We start from the raw sequence: 23035 nt of genomic DNA, 5'->3' as shown, positions 1-23035 counted from the left end.
CAGTGACAGGCGATGGCAGGCAGAGGTGTCGTATTAGATTTTTATGAATTTGAGTGATGGGTGTGCGGGTAATTGAACAGGGGCAATGCAAAGTCAGAAACTCCATTTAAGCCGTACAAAAACACGGTGGTTGGTTGCCTGAAACCGGTTTTGCAACTCAAGGAAGAAAGATTGCCATATTAGGTCTGCATCGAGATTGGCGGCTACATTATATTTAAACGATGGAAAAATAATAAACAGATTCACCTGTGGTGAATAAACCAGGGTCAAGTTACCACTCAACAGGGGTGTAAATTCTTTTGATGTGGTTGTAATAAAACTCCAGCGGGCTGGCATCAGGTTCATAGGAGAGAACCGGAAACTTATTTTTGACCAGTCGTTAACCGGTTCGTCAATACCCCGGGAATTATGCAATACCGATCCGCTGATATACCAGCCGTTTTTGAAGGCATAATCGAGTTCCAGGGCGTAATTAAAATCATTCATAGAATCTTTTCCGGCGATAAATGCCTGTCCTTCGCCTTTATAGCCAACATTGCCCAAACTGCCGGCCCAACCAAAACCCGCAGTGAATTTTTTTTGATAAATGCCGGATAATAGCTGAATATCGTACCCCCATCTGTTTATGAAATACCGGGCGGCGGCTATGGTTTTGTCAATATCATCCGATGCGCTAACTGCCATTTCAATGTTTGATAGATCATTAAAGATATACTGAAGCTTAACAGCATCACTGCCCGGGCGTTCTTCATAATCGAAGTCGAGGAAGTTATAGGTATTAAATATATCATTGGGATTCCAGGTTTTTGTAATGCCCCAGTTGATCCGTTGACGGCCCAGGCGTACATTCCATTTGGGTTTCCTGAATTCCATCCATAACCGCTCTATGCTGCTATGTAAAACAAAATTGCTTTTGGTGATCCAGATGGCCGATAAATTCATCCAGTCATTTTCATTTCTTAACAAGCTGGTGAAATTGGGGCTGTTTTTTACTTCATCTCCCCAAAACAACCGGTTGCGTGCTTCAATAGCTGCAGTATAGTTTTTAACAGGTTTCCATTTTACATTTATTCGGTTATGCAGCAAATTGCCTGTAACCAGGTTGCGGAAGTTTTTATCAAAACCGAACGATTCCAGGTTTTTAATATATCCGTTCAGGTCCCATTTCTTTGCTTTTAATGTACTGTCCTGGGCCCATCCGGTTGAACAAATAGCAATGACGCATAATATAATGTATACCGGCTTCATTATTCAGGTTACGATTAGTTTATGATTTGTAAGGGGAACTGCAGCCGTATCGGCGGTTATTTTACCATCTACCAATGTGATCACCCGTTTGGCCCTTTCTATTACACGCTGATCGTGGGTTGAGAATATGAAGGTGGTATTTTCTTCCTTGTTCAGTTTTGCCATAATGTCAAGGAGGTTGAATGCTGCCGCAGAATCAAGGTTTGCCGTTGGTTCGTCGGCCAGTACAAATTGCGGTTTCGAGGCAAGGGCTCTGGCTACTGCTACCCGTTGTTGTTGTCCGCCTGAAAGTTGTACCGGGCGATTATTCATTTTGTCTTCAAGGCCGATCTGTTTAAATAATTGTATTACCCGTTTATCTCTTTCCTTTCTTTTTACTTTTTGTAAAAGCATTATGAACTCAACATTTTCACGGGCTGTTAACACCGGGATCAGGTTGAATGACTGAAAAACAAATCCGATATTATGCAAACGAAAATTGATTAGTTCATTTGCCCGTAAGCTGGTTATATCTGTGCCGCCAATAATGATATGGCCGCTGTCGGGTTTATCCAATCCGCCTATCAGGTTCAGTAAAGTAGTTTTGCCGGAACCGGAAGGGCCTACCAGCGCGGTGAATTCACCTTTTTCCAAATGAAGATGCACATTGTTGATAGCATACACCGGAATTGTTTCGGGATTGTATACCCTGCTGATATTGTGTGCGTCTATTACAGTGTTGTTCATAAGTATGTTTTATCGTTGTAAGGCTGCTACAGGCTGCAGCCGCAATGCTTTTGCCGCCGGCAGTAAACAGGATAGCAATGCCGTACCCATTACCAGAATGAATACGGCAGCTAACCGGTGCCACGGAAACTCGGGGTATACGATTGTGCTGTATCCAAAACTCGATAACATGTCTTTTCCCAATATCGAAAGGTTTAACCCGGTTTTGTTATAGTAGGCAGTAAGCGCCCATGCAATCAGCAGGCCAATGGGAGCTCCCGCTAATGTCAGTATCAGCGTTTCGAGCAAGATCAACGTAAACAATCGAACGCGGTTCATGCCAAGGGCTATCATCATTCCAATTTCCCTTGTGCGTTCCAGTATAGCCATAAACATGGTATTTACTATCCCGAATGCCAGTGCCAGCATAATAATTACCAGGATAATGAAGGAGTATTCATCTATAGTATTAACCATTAGTTCTGTTTCCGGTGAGATCTCTTTCCATGATTCTACCTGGTAACCGGGGAGTTTTTGTTGCAGGGTATTTTGTATCTGCTTTACGTTATCATCCTTTTGAAGTAATAGTGTGATCTCATGAAACTGATTACCTATGCCCAGTAAATAGTTGAGACCGTTCATGGTAACATATACATTCTTTTCATCCAAAGGTGCATTGTTCGACTGGTAAATGGCCGCCACTCTGAAAGCGCCTGCTACAATATTGCCCGTTGTATCGGTAAATGTGAGAACCACTTTAGCGCCTGGCTTTAATTTCATTTTGCCAGCCAGTTTTTTGCCCACAACTATTTCATTGGTTTTAGCTGCGCTAAAGCCTTGCCCTTCTATTATTTTCCTGTTAAGTTTCGACACCCTGTATTCGGTTTCAGGATCTACGCCATTTACCTGAACGCCCGAACTGCCGGTGGGCGTTGATAGCATTCCGTGAGTAATACTTCTGGGCGCTGCTGTTTTTACATCGGGTAATGAACGAACCTGCTGTAATACGTTAATGCCATTGTGCAGGAATAATGCCGGATCATAATCTTTTTTGAAATTGGCAGCATGTAGCTGAATATGCCCGGTTTCGGCCTCTATAACTGTTCGCACCCGGCTTCGCAACAAACCGTTATACAATGCCATTACCGCTATCCCTGAGAACAAGCCAATAGCCACCGACATCATTATGATGATGCTTCGCGCCCTGTTGCGCCAGGTGTTTCGGAAAGCTATTGCGAAAAGCATTTGTTCTGTTTTTAATGTCGTTAGGGTAAAATATCTTCATTTTCTCATTGCTGTTACTGCATTCAATCGTACAACTTTATATAATGGATACAGAGATAACAACAATCCTATGCAAAACACAATTAATCCCTGGCTTACAAAATGAATGGCATCTGTTGAAGTAGGAAAAATGGGTTCAAATCCAAATCGTTTATATATTTCGGCTGTTTCGCCGCCTATTCGCAGCGGGTGACGGTTAAGATGAAAAACAAGGGGTACGCTGCATAGGATACCAAGTGCGCAGCCGGATAACAAGGTAAATACAGATTCAGCCATTAATAAACCAATCAGTTTTATTTTTCTCATGCCAATAGCCACCAGCATTCCCATTTCATATTTTCTCTCTACCATCATCATTAGTAAAGTGCCAAAAATGCCAAAGCAAATCAACAGGTATAATATGCCCTGAATAATTTTCATGTTATTCGAATCGGTAGTTATATGCTGCTTTACATCGGGCATCATTTCTTCCCATGTCATAACATGCAGCTCATTGCCAATGGCCAACTGGAGGCGTTCAGCGGTAGTAGCTAACCGGGCAGGATCGCGAAGCGAGATCACATAAGAGGTTAGCATCTGTTCTGCGCCATACAATTCTCTTGCGGCCGGTAAGGGCATAAACAACACCCTGTCATTCAGGTCGGGCGAACCGAATTGTACAATACCTTTTACAGGGTATTTTCCTGCGGCGGTAGCTCCATGGTAACCCTGGCCGATCAATATTACGGTGTCGCCGGTGTTTAATTGAAGCCGCCCCGCCAAACCTTTTGACAATAAAACACTTTTGTCATTTTCATACAGATACGTTCCTGCAACAACCTTATCTTTCAAATTGGTGATCCTGTTCTCATTATCCGGGTCTATACCGGCAACTAAACAACCTTTTGTAAGATTTTCTGAAGAAGCCAATGCAAATGATTCAAGCCGTGATGTAAGGCCTGTGATATTTTCGTGCCGAAGAATGGCCTGTTCTGTTATTTTACCCGATGCAAAGCTATTGTCCAATATCTGTTCGTCCCAGTACCCGGTTTTATGTACCTGAATATAACCTGAATAATAGCTTACCATATTTTTAACCAGGTTATCAAAAATGCCATCCTGCAGGCTGCCTGTAATGACCGAAAGTATAACGGCAAAGAAAATGGCTGCCATTGTTATTATAGTGCGGTTCCGGTTGCGCCAGCTATTTTTCCATGCCATTTTAAGCAACCACATTTGAATTGCATTTAGTTTTTTTTAATTTTTACCGGCCTGCTACTTTCATCCGTTCTGTAGTAAAAAAGCCATCCTCTATTGCTTTATTGTACAGAATGCTTTTATAGATCATCACTGTTTTCTGGTTCTTTTTATCAGCCGGTACCATTTCCAGGCGGGTGGGTATCAAACGGCCATCCATTATCTTTGCATCGTATGCGTTCATCGTATTGATCAGTTTGCCATCTTCATCGTAAAAGCGGATATGCAGTTCCATGAATTCCTGTTTATCGATGCATACGATGAGTTTGCCCCACACAATAGCAGCTTCGGGTTTGGGCATCATGCGTATAATATAGCAATTCCGGTTGTCGATCACCGTGTCGCCAATAATGGTATGGTCATAATCGTTTACGATTGAAGATTCCTTTACCAGGTCGTCATTTGTAAAGTCTGTTCCCATCCACGATTGGCTCATCATAGAGGGGGGAAGTTTAATGGTCTTTTCAAGAGCAGGCATCCAATTCCACACTTCCTTTCGCCTTTTCAGGAACACGATGCCCTTATCCTTCACAGGCAATTGAATAAGAACCATAGCCAGTTCATTTCCTTTCATCCAGGTTCTTATTTCCATTTCCCGGCTCCAGGTAGGGCGGATGGATTTTATTAAAATGGTCGCCTGTGATGTACTGCCACGCATTTTTTCATCGGCTTTTTTTACAATCGACCTCGCATCCTGTGCCGCGACTTGTAAAACAAAGGAAACCGGTATTAATAATATGGCAAATCTCAATCCCATACGCATACTGCATTTGCTTATCTGTCAGAAATTAATGTCCATCTTTTGCCACCAGTTCCTTTTTGGTCAATACCTGGTTTTTAACCATATCGTTTACGATCAGTTTGCCGTATTCATGCGCCAGGTTTTCTGATGATGAAGGGTCAAACGATTCGGTTTGTACTGAATAGATCAGTTCTTTACTGGCAACATCAAACAGATTGCTTTCCCAGAAATATTTTGTGTTCATTACATAATAACCAGGTTGGTATACGCGGTCATAGATCGTAGTGTAATAACCCCAGAAGCGATTGTAATACCGCATATATGGAGAATAATATATGTGGCCCGGCACGTAATATCTTTCTTTTTCCTTGTCGAGCAGCACAATGGTTATCACTGCATCGAAACCACTGTTTTGCAATTTATTCAAAACCGCTTCTTCACTCAAATCCCTGAATGCCTTTGCTCCATATTCTTTCAAAGATGAAGTTGCATCATATCCCCGGGTTTTCAGATCGCCTGCCAGGTGATCTTCCATTTTTTGCCGGGTCCACAGATCGGTTTCCCCACTGATGGCGATCACCAGTATTTTGTTATAATTCTTTGCAGGAAATTCCGATTTCCATGAATGAGTTACCCGGGATGAAGAGCAGGCGCCCAGGAATATAAGCCCTATTACAGGCAATAATCTGATAGTGTTCATGGCTTTTGATTTTATTAATGGCAATTTACCTATGACGAAAGTATGATTCAATGATGCACGTCAATAGCATAGGAGATAATAGTCAGCTATGCGATCATATTATACCGATCATTTGCCTTTTAGTTGCCGGGAGAGGAATACTTTGAGCAAAAGCCTTGTTTATGCTGCCGGTTACAGGATATGCTATTAGCAGCATGCAATATTATGAATACAATTAATGACCAGGCAAATCATTTTTTTACTGTATGCACCCGTGCCAATTCTTTCAATAATTTTTTTTCTGACCATGTACCGGGGATGAGCATGCGTTTTATTGTATACAAAGGTTCAGTAGTGCTTTTTTTGCCTGATAGCTGGAACGCAGCTTTAATACCACGTTTTTTTAATTCAATAATGGCCTGTTCACTCCATACGCCGAACGGGTAAGCAAAATATTCGACCCGTTTCCCGGTAATTGCCTCCAGCTTTTTTACAGGCTTATCAACCTGTTGCTGCCATTGTTCTCCGGTGATTTTTTTTACCGGGGGATGGTCATAGGTATGGCATTGGATGGAATGCCCCATTGCTGCCAGCATTTTTATCTGTTGTGCGGTGAGATAGTTTTTCCTGCCGATACAAACGGTCATTATAAAGAATACGCCCCTGAAGCCGTATTTTTCCAATACAGGGGCTGCCATGGAAAAATGCGATTCATGGGTGTCGTCGAATGTAAGCATGACTGTTTTGGATGGCAGGGCAATTCCTTTTGTAAGATGATCGTACAACTGACCGGGTAAAATAGAGCGATAGCCACTGTCGTATAAAGCTTTTACCTGTTGTTCAAAATGAAATGCGCTGATGGTGTAGTCGTTCTCTTTTGTTGGCTTTATATTTATATTATGATAGCAAAGGACTGGTACCTCAATATAGGACGCCGTTTTAAGCGGGGTAGACCCGGTTGACTGGCCGGATGCCCGTTTGTTGCCATCCGGGAGGGTTGCCAACAACAGCAAACAAAATATGGCAGGTTTATTTTTCAAAGTGAAAGCTTTCCGGTTCAATTTATAAGAACATCAGCGCCCTGACATGTTATGATCATCGGTTTGCTCTTAGTTTTTCTTTATGTCTGCGAAGTTGGTTTTCAAGGTTATTGACCACTTTGTCGAGCGCTATCTCAAAAGTTTCACCCCTGTCGCTGGAAAACAAGGTACTTCTGGGTACTTTCAAACTGGCTTCGATAAAGAAAGATTTTTTATCGTCGCTTTTCTCTTTGTGCAGTACAACATTGCAATATTCAATACGGTCGTACAGCTTATCAAAATGCTCGAACTTTTTGTGAATTAGCGGTTCCGGTATTTGTATGCTGTCCTTATGCGGCGATTCTATATGTAAATTCATACGACCTTTCTTTTTTCAAATTTAGGGAGTATGGGCAGTTTATCACCATGAGGACTATCAAATGCAGTTATGACTCCCATCATTTTAAAACACCGGTAATACTGATATTTTCGATAACAAAATATAGCGTTATGGCAAATAAACATTTTTGTCAAAGTTGCAGCATGCCCATGGATTCCCCCGAATTATTCGGCACAGAAAAAAACGGCGCAAAAAACAGTGATTATTGCAAATACTGTTATAGCGATGGTGCATTCACTAATCCAGGACTGACACTGGAAGAAATGAAACTTCATATGATGAAACGCCTTGGTAAAGACAAATTGCCAGAGCATATCATTGAAGTGGCAATTAGCCGCTTACCTTATTTAAAAAGGTGGAGCGGCTCTAAAGTAACACTGCTTTGATACAGGCCGCTTATCTGTTCAAATTATTGATTTAATTGCTATTAAAATTCTTCATATGAAAAAGATAATTGCCGCTATTGACGGATTGAAATATTCTGACAGTGCTGTACACTATGCTGTTCATCTTGCCCAGGAAACCAATGCGCACCTGGTGGGTGTGTTTCTTGATGATTTCACCTATCATAGTTATAAAATATATGAGCTGGTAAGTAAATCAGGTGGTGTGGATGAGGAAAAACACAAAAGACTGGAAATAGCAGACCAACAGGCGAGGGAAGCCTCGGTGAATAACTTTTCCAAAGCCTGCAGGGAAGCCAGTTTAAATTTTTCCGTTCACCACGACAGAAATATTGCGCTGCATGAATTGTTACACGAAAGCATCTATGCCGACCTGATGGTGATCGGGAATAAAGAAACGCTCACTCATTATGAGGAAACAATACCTACCCGGTTTATACGGGATCTGTTGAGTGAGGTACAGTGCCCCGTACTGGTAGTGCCAACAAAATATAAACCACTGGATAAGCTTGTTTTACTGTATGATGGACAACCCTCATCGGTGCATGCTATCAGAACTTTCAGCAGTCTTTTTCCTGAATTGAAATACCTCGAAACTGAAGTTATTTCGGTAAGAGAATCAAAGGGTAACCAGCATGTGCCAGATAACCGCCTGATGAAAGAATTTATGAAACGACATTTTCCTCAGGCTTACTACACTGTATTACAGGGCTATGCCGACACCGAAATACCCCAAAAGCTGAAAACGCAGGAAGGCAACATCCTGGTTGTGCTTGGAGCTTATGAAAGAAGCAGGGTCTCCCGTTGGTTCAGGGAAAGCCTGGCAGATATACTGATGCAGGAAATAGATGCACCATTGTTCATTGCCCATAGCAGGTGATAAGGCAGAAAAGACGACCGGTGGCTCTTCGCAATGATGCAATGCGCACTTCCTGTAATAAGCAACTTACCGGATTGTTATTTTAATACCGGGTGATCAATGCCAGCCGGCGGGCATATTCCTGTTCATCTCATTTATCCCTGAAGCAGATAGAAAATTTTGAATATCAATTCTTTTTAAAAGACGCAGGTTTTTATTCCTCAAAACTAATGGCCGGCACGAGCGGGTTTAATGGCTACCATTGCCGGGTATGATTCTGAACAAATGACTATTAAGTGTTATTTGATCGGAGTCAATCATTTTTTTCATAACTTACTTCTAACTTTGTAGTGCCGTTTCTGCTATGAAATTTTACAACAATAATTTCTAAGACCATTACAATGAAACGGATATTATTGGTTGAGGACAATAACGCGATCCGCGAAAATACTTGTGAACTCCTTGAATTGGCCAATTACACAGTGCTTTCCGCGTGCAATGGAAAGGAAGGGCTCGATATGGCGTTAAAAGAAAAGCCCGATCTGATCATCTGCGATATTATGATGCCTGAAATCGACGGGTATCATCTTTTGGAAATACTTCGACGCGAATCGTTTTTTGAAAATACTCCTTTTGTTTTTTTTACTGCTTCAGCTGAAAAATCAGAGATCAAAAAGGGACTTGATGCAGGCGCTAATGACTACATCACCAAACCATTTGATGCTGATGATCTGGTGCAATTGATAGTTAAATATCTGGGCGAATAAGGCCGGATTGCATCAGGGCTCATATCACCTGCCATTATGATGGCGCTATATCCTATTGGTATATTCGAATTTCCAAACCTGTTGCTTTTGCCGCAAGAGGCGCCAAAGTAATTGTAGCAGGCTGGCTCGAGGATAAAGAGCAAACAACGTTAAACAGATCAAACAAGTTGGCGGACAAGGCCTCTTTTCTGCCTTTTTATTTTATTACTTAATTAATTCCCTGACTATTTAATGCTTAGCTGACCATAGCTGAATTTCCTGTATATATCTTCGTTGAATTGTACTATACCTGCGGAGTCTATCCAGGCGGTATTGTACAGTACAAACACCGGAGTGCGTTCTTTAATCGGTATGGGAAGCGGGGCCTGGTGGCGCAAACAGCCCTTCTCTTCGAGCGTATCAATCGCGATGGTGTTTTCCTTTAACAGGAAATGGGCCAGTTCTATCGCTTGTTGAACACGAATACAACCATGGCTGAAATAGCGTTTATTAAAATTGAATAACACCTTCCAGGGCGTGTCGTGTAAATAAACACCATATGGACTATAGAAATTGAGCTTTACAATACCCAGTGAGTTATCGCAACCGGTTGATTGCCGTAATATATACGGGAAATAGGAGGGTGATAGTTGACTCCAGTCAATTGTTAAGGGATCAACGATCTTTCCAGCTTTATTTAAAACCTGCATATTATTAGCCGGCAGATAACCAGGATTGCGCTGTATGAGGGGGAGCAATTCCCGGGTGGCTATTTTGTTGGGCACCATCCAATACGGGTATAATATAACATCTGTGATCACGCTGGCGAGGGTAGGCGTTGGGGTGGATCTTTTGCCAACAATTACTTTTGATTGCAGCAGTACTTTTCCTTTATGTATAACCAGCAGGTTGGCCGAAGGTATATTTACCACAAAAACCGGTGACTGCATGCTGGCGCAACGGAGCCACCGGAACGTATTCATGGCTGCTTTCAATTCCTGTATGCGTATTGCCAGTGATGTATTTAGCGCTTCAATAGTAAGTTTGTTTAAAATTCCATCGGTTGGTAAATTAAAAAGCCGTTGGGCCGATCTAAGTTTCGCCTTTATTACTGCATCGGTAAGCTTACCATTCAATGAATCAATAATACCCAGGTGGTAAAGCCTGTTCACCAATGGTTTATTGGAACCGCTAATACTGATGGACGAAATTTTAATTTCTTTGTATAAGCTGTCGTTTATACTTTGATAAAATACGGCAAGCCAGTCTTTAACAGTTTGATATCCTGCAATATCCGGTTCCAGCTCTTTTATAAGGTTTGGTAACCGATTGTCTGCGATGGCAGTGGCCAGTAGTGTCGGAATATTAAAGCAATCGGGAATATAATTTATTCCATTAAATCCAATGGAAGGTTTACGATTCCCATAGGCTACATCCCTGAAGAAATGGATGGCTGCATCAGTGAGACGAATCTCTGTCATTAACGAATCGTGATGAGTAGGCCTGACGAAATAGTTGTTCCTGAAAAATTGAATAAAATTGAACTGATAGTCTGCTTCCTGTAATCCTACATCTGACGCAGACCCCAGTAACTGCAACAGGTTTTGTGTGTTGTTATGATGGTTGAGCCAAACATAACTGTACTGGTTTATTTTGTAAAATTCCTTTATGTGTTCCGGGTATTGTAAAGGGATCTCTGTTCGGCTAACTTTTATTATCAACTGTATTTCATCATTATTTATTTGTGCGGTAACAGTTAGTGCAATGAATGCCTGGATAAGTGTAATAATTATTTTAATGCGCATTATTGCCTGTTTTAATCATAAGGAACATTGTTGCAATCAGTGTAATAATCCGGCCAAAGACCTGATCCTTGGATATTCTTTTGTGTTGATCTTGTTCAGCAGCAAGTATTCTATTATGTGGTTCAGGTTCACAACACCAATGAAATGGCTGTTATCCATTACCGGAAAAATTCGTTCGTCATTGCGGGCCAGATTTTCCAATACCGTATCGATCTCTTTATCACCATTCAGGTATTCCAGTTTCTCCTTTACCAGGTTTTTTAGCGATTCAGTATAATTCATGTCGGCAAGCGCTTTTATGATCTCCATCCGGTTAATGGCGCCAACCGGATTTATGCCATCCATCAGGATGAAATATTTACTATGATTGCTGTTTAAAATGTTGGAGGCTTCCTGTACAGTCATGTTTGCCTGCAGGCTGTTATAATCGTACATCAACACTTCATTTAGTTTTATTCCCTTTACCAAAGATTTCAATCGCAGGTAATATTCTTCGGCGCCTGCAGAGAAGATAATGAAGACCCCTATGATGGGTAAAAAAGGGTTGATGAATACTATCCCCGCTATAATGAACAGGATGGCAATGATCTTTCCCACAGTGGCTGCTATGGTAGTAGCCTGAATGTAATTCAGCTTAAATCCGAGGAGGGCCCGCAATATTCTTCCGCCATCCATGGGAAAGGCGGGAATTAAATTAAATACAGCCAATGCAATATTTACGATCCGCAGGTTATATAAAAAATCGTGGCCATGCATGATAGTCATATGAGGTTCACGCGCTATCAATGACATGTTTGGTATGAATAACCACAATAAACCGGCTATAACAAGGTTAACCAGAGGGCCTGCAATGCTGATGGCGAGTTCCTGGCGGGGGGTATCGGGGAATTTTTCTATACTGGCTATACCGCCAATTGGCAGCAGTACGATCTCTTTTGCCTGAATACCAAAGCGGGCCGCCATCAGTGCGTGCCCAAATTCATGCAGGGTAACGCATACAAAAACCGCTAAAAGAAACAATACCGACCAACTGATCTGTTCAATATTGTTACCAGCTGTTGCATTAACCAGTAACACCCACCCGATCAACAGCAGGAATGTCCAGTGTATGTGTAAACTGATTCCCCGGACGGTCAGTATTTTATATGATCCACGCATAAGGTATTTTTTAATTGTATAAAGGTCCCGCCCAACCACGAAGCGGGACCCCCTGAATAAAAGACCACTTCCTATTTTACCGTAATGTGCTTTGATAAAGCTGCTTTCTTCGCTTGTTCTGTTTTGGGCAATGTTATACGCAACACGCCGTCTTCGTAAACCGCTTCAATTTTGTCTTTAATCACTTCTTCAGGTAATGTAAAGCTGCGGCTAAAAGAAGAATAGCTGTACTCCTTACGGGTAAAGCGTTCATCCTTTTCTTCTTTCCTTTCTTCTTTTTCACTGCTAATGGTCAACATATTATCTTCAATATCAATGTTGAAGTCACTTTTTTTCAGCCCGGGTGCAGCAACCGATACTTCAAAATGATTTTTATTTTCAGTGATGTTCACTGCGGGTGTTGTCAACGCCCGTCCCATGCCCATCCATTCATTCCAGGGTTTGAAAAAGTCATCAAAGAAAGCAGGGAATAATTCACTTCGTTTTGTTAATTCTTTTGTAGACATATGTCCTCCAATTTTTATGGTTATTAAATAATGATATATCGAATTTAGCATGAGCCGGTGTTCAGATAAAGGACCGTGATCATAAGGAGGAATGAGAATTGTCAGTATAACCGGCTGTTTAATGTTTATGGCTGATGAATGTTTTTCCGGGTTTGAAGCGATGGGTTTTATAAACTTCAAACCAGCCAACACTTAATAATGCAATATTTACGCATAGAAAAAGTTTAATTGCCTGCACAGGCGCTAATCCGAAAATTTCACGAACCGGAGGTATAAGATGAAGAGCTGCCAAAAAAAGCACAGAGATCAGTAATAGCCAACGGGCCAGCCTGTTTTTATACCGTATGGTTTTGATAATATTTTCGGTAAAAGACCGGTTGGCAAATGTTAAAAATACATTGCTGATTATAAGCGTTGTAAAAACCATTGTCCTGGTTTCATTTATCGAGTCGCCTGAATACATGGAAAGATAATAAACCAATAGTACGCCACTGGTTATTATCAGGCCCTGCATAATGCTTAGCAGCAATTCACCCTGTTGAAACAGGCTCAGGCTCCGTTTCCGGGGTGACTGCGACATAAGCTGCTCTTCAACCGGTTCCCGTTCAAAGAAAACGGAACAGGTGGGCCCCATGATCAGTTCAAGGAAAATAACATGAATAGGGGTGAAAATATTGGGATACTTCCAACCCAACAATAAGGGCACAGATGCGGTAAGGATAATGGGAATATGAATAGAGATAATATACCGGATGGCTTTTTTTAAGTTATTGAAAATCTTTCTGCCCTGCTTTAAAGCTTCCGCAACTTTCTCAAGATCATCATCCGTAACGATAAGATCTGCAGCCTGCCTGGCCATTTCCGTACCCTTTTTCCCCAGGGCAATACCAATATCCGAAGCTTTGAGGGCGGGGGCATCGTTAACGCCATCACCAGTCATGGCCACAATATGCCCATTTGATTTTAAAGCGTTAACCACTTTCTGTTTGGCCTCCGGGAACATCCTTACGAACAAACTAATCTCCTCAACCGTTTTCTTTAATTCATTTTCATGCATTTGCAATACCTGGTCTCCGGTAACATATTTCAGATACCCCGTTATGCCCACCTGCTGGCAGATGTTGATAGCTGTTTCAGCAAAGTCGCCGGTCAATAATTTGATATCTATTTGTGCATCGTAAAATTGCTTAAGTACCTGTGCAATATTTTCCCGTGGCGGATCATATAAACATAACAACCCTTTAAATTTCCAGTTGAAATCATCCTGCCTGTTCGGGAATTCGTTTTCTGTATGAACGGCGCTGGCAACACCAATGACCCGGTAACCTTTTTGAGCCTGCTGCCTGGCTTGTTCAATGATTTTAGCCGCATTGTCGTCATTCAACCGGCAGGCCTTTATTATTCTTTCCGGAGCTCCTTTGGCTGCTGCCACGTAAGTTTCATTCTCATAAAAAATATGGGTCATCATAGGAGGATTGCCTGCTAAGGGATATTCGTAAACCTGTTTGGGAAAATTGGTTAAATCATGGTCAGCATATAATGCGAGTGTTTCGAGAATGGCTTTTTCCATAGCGTCGAACGGATTTTGTTCACTGGCCATAGCAGCAAAGCGTAGTGCGCCCGATTTTCTTAATTTTTCACCGGCATCAATTAATGCATCCTGCTCAAAATCATAAATGGTTTTTACGGTCATTTTGTTTTCTGTGATGGTGCCGGTTTTGTCAAGGCATATCACATTTACGGCGCCAAGGTTTTCAATAGTTTGTGGTTGCCGCGTGATGATGCCGAGCTTGCTCATTTGCCAGGCGCCCAAAGCCAGGAAAGATGAAAACGCTACCGGTATTTCTTCCGGAACAGCAGCCATAGCCAGCGTTAGGGCAAACAGCAGGCTTTGAATAGGCAACCCGTTTTTGAGGTAATTGACCATCCAGATCAGCAGGAAGGCGCTAATGCCAAAGATCGCCAGTTGGCGAACAAAGCGGTTTACCTGGGTTTGTAACAGCGTTTTCGGCGCTGTTATCATACTAACGGTTTTGCCTAGCTTGCCCAATATGGTATTGCTGCCGGTGGCCGTTACAGCCGCATAGCACTTTCCTGTATTTATTGTAGTGCCCTGATAAAGCACGTTCTTTCCACTGGCCTCATCTTTGTCTGCCGGCATCGATTCGCCTGTAATGACAGACTCGTTTACCGAAAGGTCGTTTTCCTGTAAAATTGTGGCATCTGCAGGAACTTTATTGCCTTCTTCCAGGATGATCACATCCCCCGGCACCAGTTCTTCGGAGCGGATCTTTTTTTCAACGCCATCCCTGATCACGGTTACTTCCGGTTCTGTGAATTGTTTTAATGCCTGCAGTGCGCGGGTGCTTCGCACATCCTGGTATAATGATATGGCTGTTACAAAACATATCGCTACCAACATCATTATTCCTTCCGTTGACTGACCGAGTATAAAGTAAGCGATACAGGCGATCATTAGCAGGATAAACATAGGCTCCCTGATTATATCAGTCAGTATATGTAATAGCTGCCGTGGTTTTTCCAGTTGGAAGGAGTTTTTTCCATGTTGTTGCTGCAGGGCAGGGATATCTTTTTCAGCCAGCCCCTGTATATTTTCTATCAATGTCACTTTGCCTGGCATATAAAGGGCTAATTATATAATTCCTGCTCTTCTTTTAATTGCATTTGTGCTTCCCAGGTCAGCAGCAATGACCGGATATTTTCTATACAGGTTTTTGTTTCTTCCGTGCACATTATAAGTGCCTGCAGGTAATCTGCCATATAGTTTGTTGCCTGAACGCCTTTGCCATTAGTAGCTTCATATTGCCAGGTGGCAGTAAAGTAATTATAATAAGTTGATAGGTTATTCAGGTAAAAGTCTGTCAGTTCAATAACCGGTATTAAAGAAGCGCATTCAGGGGCAAGATTGGCTGAAGATCCATGTACATAATATGTAGCCAACTGGCCGCATACTTTTTCACCAAAATCAACCTTGAAAGCATGGAGGAAATTTGAGAAAGAATCAAGCATGCCTGTTAAATCACTATAATAACAGGCTGTATAATGTTCATTGAGAAGATATGCTTTGCCAATGTTTTTAAGCGTTATTGCCATGTTGAATAATTTCCCGGCAGCCGGAAAACCTTCATTTTTAAGGGTTAGAATGATTTGGGATATCACTTCGGTATTAAAGAATTTTTCGGTAAGTCTTTCTCCTATAACGGCCATTTCTGCTTTGTTGCCCTCAAAATGCTTTATAAGCAGGTTGCCATATTGATATTCCTGTGTAGGAGCGTACAACTCGCATTTGCTCCTGAACTTTTTTGCAAAGTCTTTGCTGAAATAATGATTCGACATACATAACGCTTTTAAGATTAGCCAATGAAAACCACATTTCAATTTACCTCTTGCGAATGCCTGTTTCATATGACCAGTCTCAAAATGAAGTCTGATTTGTGGCTGATGCGCCTCCTGAAGCTAATCATGCAGGGCAATGATAAGGATCATCGATTTATCTGAATTAAAGATTCAATTTTAATAATAACATAATAAAATGGGTAGCATGCAGCCAGATAAAAAAAAGGAAAAAAAGGCGCCAACGCCGTCATCACCCAAAAGATTTCCCCTGATATGGCTTTGGCTGGTGATCGGGGGCATTTTACTGCTGCCTTTATTGTATAAATGGGCGGGGAGTTCTGTTCAGGAAATTAACTGGATTGAGTTTGAAGCAAAAATTCTAAACAAAGGCGCCGTAGAGAAATTAACCATTGTGAACCAGGATTATGTTGAAATCTATTTAAAGCCGGCATTTATAAGTGACACAACCTTTGCAAAAGCTTTTAAACCCCTGATAGGCAATAAACCCAATCCCGGCCCTCATTATTTAATGACCATTGGGTCAATTGAAAGTTTTGAGCGGAAACTGGATGCTGCCGCCGAACAAAAAAGTTTCGAGAAAAGAATAATCCCAATAACCTATGTGAAAAAAACAGATGTTTTTTGGGGGATTATTGGCTGGATAATACCTTTCCTTGTACTATTCATAGTATTGCAATATGGATATCGGAAAAATGCCGGCGGTTCTTCTCTTTTCAATTTTGGTAAATCAACTGCAACACTGCTCGATAAAGAAAATAAAAGTACTATCACATTTGATGAAGTAGCCGGATTGGATGAAGCTGAGCTGGAAGTAAAAGAGATTGTTGATTTCTTAAAGAACCCAGAGGCATTTACCCGGCTGGGGGCGAAGATACCCAAAGGAGTGATCCTTGTTGGCCCGCCCGGCACCGGAAAAACATTATTGGCCAAAGCTGTGGCAGGGGAGGCGCAGGTGCCATTTTTCAGTATCTCCGGTTCTGAATTTGTTGAAATGTATGTGGGTGTTGGGGCATCCCGGGTACGGGATCTGTTTAAAAAAGCCAAGGAAAAAACACCCTGTATTGTTTTTATTGATGAGATTGACGCTATTGGCCGATCGAGAAGCCGGAATGCCTTTTTTTCCGGCGCCAATGATGAACGGGAGAGCACGCTGAACCAGTTACTTACCGAAATGGATGGGTTTGGAACGAACACCGGCGTAATTGTTCTGGCTGCCACCAACCGTGCCGATATGCTTGATCCTGCATTACTGCGTCCGGGCAGGTTCGACAGGCATATATACCTTGAACTGCCTAATTTAAAAGAACGCGAAGCTATTTTCAAAGTTCATATTCGATCACTTGTACTGGATGATACTATTGATCTGCATTTCCTGGCTGCGCAAACCCCGGGCTTTTCCGGGGCAGACATTGCTAATATTTGTAACGAGGCAGCACTTATTGCCGCCCGTAAAAAAAAGGAACAGATCGGAAAGGCCGATTTCCTGGATGCAATTGACCGGATTGTGGCCGGTCTTGAAAGAAAAAGCAAGATCATATCTCCGGCAGAAAAGAAAATAATCGCCTATCACGAAGCCGGACATGCGCTGGCAAGTTGGTTGTTGTGCAACGTTGATCCGCTGATTAAAGTTTCCATAATTCCAAGAGGTAAATCATTGGGCGCCGCCTGGTACCTTCCTGAGGAAAAGAACCTGAGGACAAGGACTGCTTTTCAAGAACATCTTTGTGCTACATTAGGTGGTCGTGCTGCAGAGGAAATTATCTTCGGAGAAGTTTCTTCCGGTGCGCTGGATGATCTGGAAAAAGTTACCAAAGAAGCTTATATGATGGTAGCTTATTATGGATTTAATGAAAAAGTGGGAAATGTCAGCTTTTATGATTCATCAGGTCAACGGGATGCAGGATTTCAAAAGCCGTACAGCGAAGAAACGGGTAAGCTTATCGATGAAGAAGTACGGAAACTGGCAGATAATGCCTATCAGCAAACAAAAACGCTTCTTTTACAAAACAAACAATACCTTATTAAAGTAGCTGAATTATTGCTACAAAAAGAAGTGATCTTTAAGGAGGACTTGGAAAGAATTATAGGCCGGCGGCATATTGATAATGAGTCCCGCCTTGAAGTTACAGAGCTTGTTTGATTTTTAATTACTCTCAAAAGCTGAGTTTATGGTACTCGCCGGGGGGCTCAATGGACGGTTGAAATGGCGCAGCATTTTTTGAACAAGGCAATTAGTGGCGTTTTGATCAATATCATTCTCATTACTGTTCAGGATCATCGATTTTTTTTTTAGGATCGGAATAACTTCATGGTGAAATTTTACATTATTATACCATTACAAAAATACTATGTCAAATGATAAAGATACTACTCGCCTTCGATGGCGCTCATTTCAGTGAAGGCGCCTTTGGCTTTGCCCGTAAACTGAATGAATCATCACCTATTCTTCTTACCGGAGTTTTCCTGCCGCAAATAGATTATGCAGCATTATGGAGTTATTCAGCCGCCGTTGGAGCGGGCATGGTAATGCCTTTAGCGGAAGAAGAAGATGCGGCTGCGGTTGAAAAGAATATTGAACGGTTTACCTCCTTATGTCAGTTGGCCAATATTGAATACCGGGTGCATAAAGATTTCACTGATTTTGCATTGCCCGGTTTAAAAAAGGAAACCCGGTTTGCCGATCTGTTAATATTAGGGAGTGAATCGTTTTATGAAAACATAGGCGTTAATGAGCCTAATTCCTATTTGAAAGAAGCCATCCATAATGCTGAATGCCCGGTGCTGGTAGTGCCAGAGCAGTTTGAATTTCCCGAAAAAAACATTCTTGCTTATGATGGAAGCGATTCTTCGGCGTATGCGATCAAACAATTTGCTTACCTGTTCCCTGAATTTACTGATAATAAAACGGTATTGATATATGCCAGGGCGAACGATGAAATTTCTTTCCCTGAGGAACAGAATATAGAGGAATTGTGTAGCCGGCATTTTCCCGATCTTACTTTCTTTAAACTGGGCATTGATCCAAAAAAATATTTTGCTTTGTGGAGTAGTGAAAAGAAGGGCAGCATTTTGGTGAGCGGAGCGTATGGCAGGTCCTCATTTTCTATGATGTTTAAAAGAAGCTTCGTTTCAGATGTTATCCGTGATCATAAGCTGCCGGTATTTATTGCAAACAGATAGTGATTTGTAAACTTAAAATTTGAAAAATTATGAAACACACTGTTTTAAGGATTGCCTTAATGGCTTTCACATTGGGTTATACCATTCCTGCGAGTACGCAGGAAGTTTTGCCTGAGGTCACTGTTAGAGCAACAAACTATAAGTATCTTAAATCGGTTGGCGGAAAGGAGGTGGCGCAGCCGGTTCAAGTGCTGCAACGTACAGCTGCCGAATATGATGTAAAGAAATCTGAGTATTATGAAGACGATTATGAATCATATTTTGTTTCCTTCTTCATTCCAGAGGGGCAAATTCTGGCAGCTTACGACAAAAACGGCAAGCTTATCCGTACTGCTGAAAAGTACGAAAATGTAAAATTGCCATCTGCGGTTACAAACGCGGTTGCAGGCAGGTTCCCGAACTGGAAGATTTCAAAGGATGTTTACAGGGTAACATATTATGATGAGAAGGGGTCTGATAAAAAATATAAATTGCTGTTAGAGAACGGAAATAAACGGGTAAAGGTGAAAGTTAATGACGCGGGTGAGTTTTTTTAAATAGCATAATCCATCTCCTGGTGTTTATTATTTAAACCGGTTCTTATAACCTTACCCTTTCATTGAGGATCGTTGCAATTGTTGGTCCCTGATTTTTTATTTGAGCCTGATGTTCATCGATATAATATTTGCATTCATCGCAATATTCTTGGTGTAGTGCCCATACCGCAATTCTATCATATTGAATCGCTGAACACCCAAAACGCCTTTCGGTGGCGTCAGCCGAATGCCTGCTCCCAGAAAATTGCTATTGAACTTCGACAGATCGTAGTTGCTCGTATAATACCCGCTTGTGCCCGTATGCTGCGCATATGGTGCAAAGTAATTTACTGCCGATTGGCTATAAAACCGGTAAAAGGGACTTATGGAAAAGAAGGATGTGATTTTCACCGGCACTTCCAGGTTTACTGTGTGTGATGAAATACCCCAGTCGTCTTTGTAAAAACGATAATAGGTTCGAATGATAAAATGGTCGCCCAGGAAATAGTTAGCCCTGAAGCCCAGCGGTATTTTAAACCGGCTGTCAGGTAGTTTCTCCTGGTGTACGCTGCCATCTGTAAAGTATACCCGATAAAAAGGAAGGCTTAGAAATCCCTGTTGTTGTACAAGATCGGCGAGGAACGACAACTGCAGGTTTTTATTAATGACCTGCGACCAGGATAAAGAAGCGGCAATGGTGGTGCGGTTGTCTGTTCCATTGTCTTTTGCCAAACCTGTGTTCCGTAATTCTTCCGGAGCTATCAGGCGAACCTGATCGAAATACGCCTGTAACCGGGCGGAAAACTCGCCATTTCTGTCTTTTGTTTTTTTCGCGAAACCAATATTGGCGCCGAGTGACTGGTAATCGAATTCGGTTGAAGATGATACGCCAGCGCTGATAGTTCGGCCTTTTTGTTCATTTTCCATACTCCAGGTAAGGGCGGGATAAATACGGGTGTCGGCATAAGAAGCAGATGTATTGGCTTTCAGATCTACTCTGTCAGAAGAAGCCGACGTATAATGGTCTATGCCAACCTCCAGGTCGAATACATGTTTCCGTAGCTTCCGGTCATACTTTACCAGTTTTATATCGAACACATTAGCTATATCGGTTAACTTCTGTGTTCCAATACCACCGGTAACTGCGGCATTATTTCCATTCTGGCCATAATAACTTGACACCAGGTTAATTTCATCTATTTTCAATTTCCTGGAGCCAAACCCTGTTGAGTCGGAAGGCTGCTGGGAAAAAGATTTCAGCAAACAGGCAATACCAAAAGCAGTTAAGAAAAATCTTTTCATACATTGGGGTTTAGAAGTTAATTACATCCGCAGCCGCCGCCGCTTTTACCGGCGTTGGCGCCTGAAGCGCCTTCGCGGTAAGCCTGAAAGCTCAATTCTGTTTTTTCTACTTTTCTGTTGCTCAGGCTCATTTCCGAATCGTTCAATTTACTTTTCTGATATTCCTTAACAGGTTTACACGAGGTTGCCAGTATTGCCAGTATTCCTGTTGCAATAATAATTTTTTGAGGTGTCATTTTACATGAATGTTTTTAGTTGAATAGATGTTGTTGTTGTCATCAACTATAACACATCCCAGGTAATGGATTTGGTTCATCAAATGAAGGCCAGCCTTTACGCCCATAACCATAACGGGCGTAGCCATGGCATCAGCGATCTCTGCATACGGGCTTATTATTGTAACACTTTTAATGCCTGTTACCGGTAAGCCTGTTTTGGGATTGATGGTGTGGGAGTATTTCTTTCCATCTATCACCACATACTTTTCATAATTACCGGAGGTGGCTATGGCGAGGTCAGAAATATTGAGCCATGAAAAAGCGGCACGGGCATTGTCAGGATGAGCAATGCCAATGGTCCATGGTTGCTGGTTGGCCTGCCGGCCCCACGTTATTAAATCTCCCGATGCATTTACAATACCACTTTGAACACCTTCCTGTGTAAGTACAGCTTTTGCCCTGTCGGCTGCATAGCCTTTGCCAATGCCGCCAAAGCCAATGCGCATACCTTTTTGTTTTAGCATCACCGTGCATTCCTGTTCATTCAGGATCACATGTCGATAATTGATCAGCCTCACCATGCTTCTGGCCATTTCGGCATCAGGCAAACGGGTCAGGGTGGCATCGAAATTCCATAAACGTTTATCTATTGATCCGTAGGTAATATCAAAAGCGCCATCGGTAACGGCGGAAATTTTCAGTGATCGTTTGATCAGGTCAAATACTTCCCTGTCAACCTTAACGGCGCCCACACCCGCCATCCGGTTAATCTGATTGGTTTGGCTGTTATCATCGAATGTGGTGAACAACTTTTCAATTCTCCTGACTTCAGCAATGGCCAGGGCAATCTTTTCATTTGCCTGGTCTTTATTGTCACACACCACAGTGAATTCAAACGTATTTCCCATCAGTCTTTCCACCTGTTTGTATTCAACAGGCTCTACATCAATTGCGGTTTGCATTGCAAGCGGATTTGATTTGCTCAATAAATTGAGCGCTGTTATTATTGGAATAACCTTCCCAGGCCTTTATGACCTTGCCCCCGGGGGTTAGGATCACTGTGTAAGGGAATTTGCCTAATGGATTATACTTATCGGCAAGCGCCTCATTGCTTTGCTGTAATGCTTTAGAGAGCTGGTTCTTTTTATTGCGGGGAAAATCAGCATTGTACAGGATCAATGATTGATCTGTCAACTCTTTGAATTCCTGGCTTTCAAATACTTCTTTGTGTAAACGGATGCAGGGGCCGCACCAGTCGGACCCGGAAAAATTTACCAAAATAAACTTGTTTGTCTCCCGGGCCAGTTTTTTTGCTGTTTCAAAGTCGGGTTGCCAGGGAACAAAAGACAGGCTTATACTACCCGCCAATAACAGGATTGCAAATTTCATAAGTGTTTTTATACAGGTTACGATAAATAAAGATCTAACGGTATGCCTTTTCAGGACATACATTAGTTCAGGATAAAATTTACATTGGATAACAGGGGTAGTGAAATTAATGGCCGTGGCCAGGCAAAGGTACCCAAAGCCTGGCTGCTATTTCCAGACTGTATAGGTAATTAACATCTCGATTACAAAAATTATTAAATCCTTGCACATTTGCCCGTTCAATAATTATTGCCACGAAAATGCGTGACTTCATCGGGACATG

At 42.0% G+C, this 23035-nt stretch carries 23 protein-coding genes; 6 read left to right on the top strand and 17 right to left on the bottom strand.

What is annotated here, in order from left to right; translation table 11 throughout:
- Positions 1-93: 93 nt before the first annotated feature.
- The 8 genes from FAM09_RS13655 to hpf form a co-directional block, all read right to left on the bottom strand.
- Positions 94-1248, bottom strand: a complete 1155-nt coding sequence (locus FAM09_RS13655) for a hypothetical protein (protein WP_136577675.1) — start codon at positions 1246-1248, stop codon at positions 94-96.
- A 3-nt stretch (positions 1249-1251) separates the two neighbouring features.
- Positions 1252-1974, bottom strand: a complete 723-nt coding sequence (locus FAM09_RS13650; protein ID WP_136577674.1) for an ABC transporter ATP-binding protein — start codon at positions 1972-1974, stop codon at positions 1252-1254.
- Positions 1975-1983: 9 nt separating this feature from the next.
- Positions 1984-3198, bottom strand: a complete 1215-nt coding sequence (locus FAM09_RS13645; RefSeq protein WP_136577673.1) for an ABC transporter permease — start codon at positions 3196-3198, stop codon at positions 1984-1986.
- 36 nt (positions 3199-3234) lie between these two features.
- Positions 3235-4452, bottom strand: coding sequence for an ABC transporter permease (locus FAM09_RS13640; RefSeq protein ID WP_136577672.1), 1218 nt, complete (start codon positions 4450-4452; stop codon positions 3235-3237).
- A gap of 28 nt (positions 4453-4480) precedes the next feature.
- Positions 4481-5230, bottom strand: coding sequence for an outer membrane lipoprotein-sorting protein (locus FAM09_RS13635; RefSeq protein WP_243751667.1), 750 nt, complete (start codon positions 5228-5230; stop codon positions 4481-4483).
- A gap of 31 nt (positions 5231-5261) precedes the next feature.
- Positions 5262-5915, bottom strand: coding sequence for a hypothetical protein (locus tag FAM09_RS13630; protein ID WP_136577671.1), 654 nt, complete (start codon positions 5913-5915; stop codon positions 5262-5264).
- A 230-nt stretch (positions 5916-6145) separates the two neighbouring features.
- Positions 6146-6934, bottom strand: a complete 789-nt coding sequence (locus tag FAM09_RS13625) for a polysaccharide deacetylase family protein (RefSeq protein ID WP_136577670.1) — start codon at positions 6932-6934, stop codon at positions 6146-6148.
- Between the two features lie 55 nt (positions 6935-6989).
- A complete protein-coding gene (gene hpf, locus FAM09_RS13620) occupies positions 6990-7292 on the bottom strand; it encodes a ribosome hibernation-promoting factor, HPF/YfiA family (RefSeq protein ID WP_136577669.1) in 303 nt (100 codons plus the stop codon).
- Between the two features lie 131 nt (positions 7293-7423).
- Here hpf and FAM09_RS13615 point away from each other — a divergent pair, with 131 nt between their 5' ends.
- The 3 genes from FAM09_RS13615 to FAM09_RS13605 all read left to right on the top strand — a co-directional run bounded on the left by FAM09_RS13615 (position 7424) and on the right by FAM09_RS13605 (position 9343).
- A complete protein-coding gene (locus FAM09_RS13615; RefSeq protein ID WP_136577668.1) occupies positions 7424-7699 on the top strand; it encodes a zinc ribbon domain-containing protein in 276 nt (91 codons plus the stop codon).
- A gap of 55 nt (positions 7700-7754) precedes the next feature.
- Positions 7755-8597, top strand: a complete 843-nt coding sequence (locus FAM09_RS13610; RefSeq protein WP_136577667.1) for a universal stress protein — start codon at positions 7755-7757, stop codon at positions 8595-8597.
- Between the two features lie 380 nt (positions 8598-8977).
- Complete coding sequence (locus FAM09_RS13605; RefSeq protein WP_136577666.1) at positions 8978-9343, top strand: response regulator; 366 nt, start codon at positions 8978-8980, stop codon at positions 9341-9343.
- A 224-nt stretch (positions 9344-9567) separates the two neighbouring features.
- On the opposite strand, the gene FAM09_RS13600 is transcribed toward FAM09_RS13605, so the two are convergent.
- The 5 genes from FAM09_RS13600 to FAM09_RS13580 form a co-directional block, all read right to left on the bottom strand.
- Complete coding sequence (locus tag FAM09_RS13600) at positions 9568-11127, bottom strand: L,D-transpeptidase family protein (RefSeq protein ID WP_136577665.1); 1560 nt, start codon at positions 11125-11127, stop codon at positions 9568-9570.
- Between the two features lie 36 nt (positions 11128-11163).
- The gene (locus FAM09_RS13595) at positions 11164-12285 is read right to left on the bottom strand and encodes a site-2 protease family protein (protein WP_136577664.1); all 1122 of its coding nucleotides are present in this window, start codon (positions 12283-12285) and stop codon (positions 11164-11166) included.
- Positions 12286-12356: 71 nt separating this feature from the next.
- On the bottom strand, positions 12357-12791 hold the full coding sequence (locus FAM09_RS13590) for an Hsp20/alpha crystallin family protein (protein WP_136577663.1): 435 nt from the start codon (positions 12789-12791) through the stop codon (positions 12357-12359).
- Positions 12792-12909: 118 nt separating this feature from the next.
- Entirely contained in the window at positions 12910-15432 is a 2523-nt protein-coding gene (locus tag FAM09_RS13585) for a cation-translocating P-type ATPase (RefSeq protein WP_136577662.1), read from the bottom strand.
- An 8-nt stretch (positions 15433-15440) separates the two neighbouring features.
- Positions 15441-16148 (bottom strand): hypothetical protein, encoded by a 708-nt coding sequence (locus FAM09_RS13580; RefSeq protein ID WP_136577661.1) that lies wholly within the window; start codon positions 16146-16148, stop codon positions 15441-15443.
- A 205-nt stretch (positions 16149-16353) separates the two neighbouring features.
- Between FAM09_RS13580 and ftsH the strand changes: the two genes are divergently transcribed.
- From ftsH to FAM09_RS13565, 3 genes are all read left to right on the top strand, one after another.
- Complete coding sequence (ftsH, locus tag FAM09_RS13575; RefSeq protein ID WP_136577660.1) at positions 16354-18309, top strand: ATP-dependent zinc metalloprotease FtsH; 1956 nt, start codon at positions 16354-16356, stop codon at positions 18307-18309.
- A gap of 215 nt (positions 18310-18524) precedes the next feature.
- Positions 18525-19349, top strand: coding sequence for an adenine nucleotide alpha hydrolase family protein (locus tag FAM09_RS13570; protein ID WP_136577659.1), 825 nt, complete (start codon positions 18525-18527; stop codon positions 19347-19349).
- A gap of 29 nt (positions 19350-19378) precedes the next feature.
- A complete protein-coding gene (locus FAM09_RS13565) occupies positions 19379-19885 on the top strand; it encodes a nicotinate-nucleotide adenylyltransferase (protein ID WP_136577658.1) in 507 nt (168 codons plus the stop codon).
- Positions 19886-19981: 96 nt separating this feature from the next.
- Here the strand turns inward: FAM09_RS13565 and FAM09_RS13560 are convergent, their stop codons facing one another.
- From FAM09_RS13560 to FAM09_RS13545, 4 genes are read right to left on the bottom strand one after another with little or no spacing between them, the layout of a single operon-like run.
- The gene (locus FAM09_RS13560) at positions 19982-21166 is read right to left on the bottom strand and encodes a DUF3570 domain-containing protein (protein WP_136577657.1); all 1185 of its coding nucleotides are present in this window, start codon (positions 21164-21166) and stop codon (positions 19982-19984) included.
- 17 nt (positions 21167-21183) lie between these two features.
- Positions 21184-21402, bottom strand: coding sequence for a DUF4266 domain-containing protein (locus FAM09_RS13555; protein WP_136577656.1), 219 nt, complete (start codon positions 21400-21402; stop codon positions 21184-21186).
- Positions 21399-22346, bottom strand: a complete 948-nt coding sequence (locus tag FAM09_RS13550) for an FAD:protein FMN transferase (RefSeq protein WP_136577655.1) — start codon at positions 22344-22346, stop codon at positions 21399-21401. The genes FAM09_RS13555 and FAM09_RS13550 overlap by 4 nt, the downstream gene beginning before the upstream one ends.
- Positions 22330-22773 carry a thioredoxin family protein gene (locus FAM09_RS13545; protein WP_136577654.1) on the bottom strand — a complete coding sequence of 148 codons (444 nt, stop codon included), beginning with the start codon at positions 22771-22773 and terminating at the stop codon, positions 22330-22332. Before FAM09_RS13545 ends, FAM09_RS13550 begins: the two co-directional genes overlap by 17 nt.
- Positions 22774-23035: the final 262 nt, after the last annotated feature.

This window comes from Niastella caeni (assembly GCF_004834005.1).
GTDB lineage: Bacteria > Bacteroidota > Bacteroidia > Chitinophagales > Chitinophagaceae > Niastella > Niastella caeni.
This window is presented reverse-complemented; position numbering and strand designations above follow the sequence as displayed.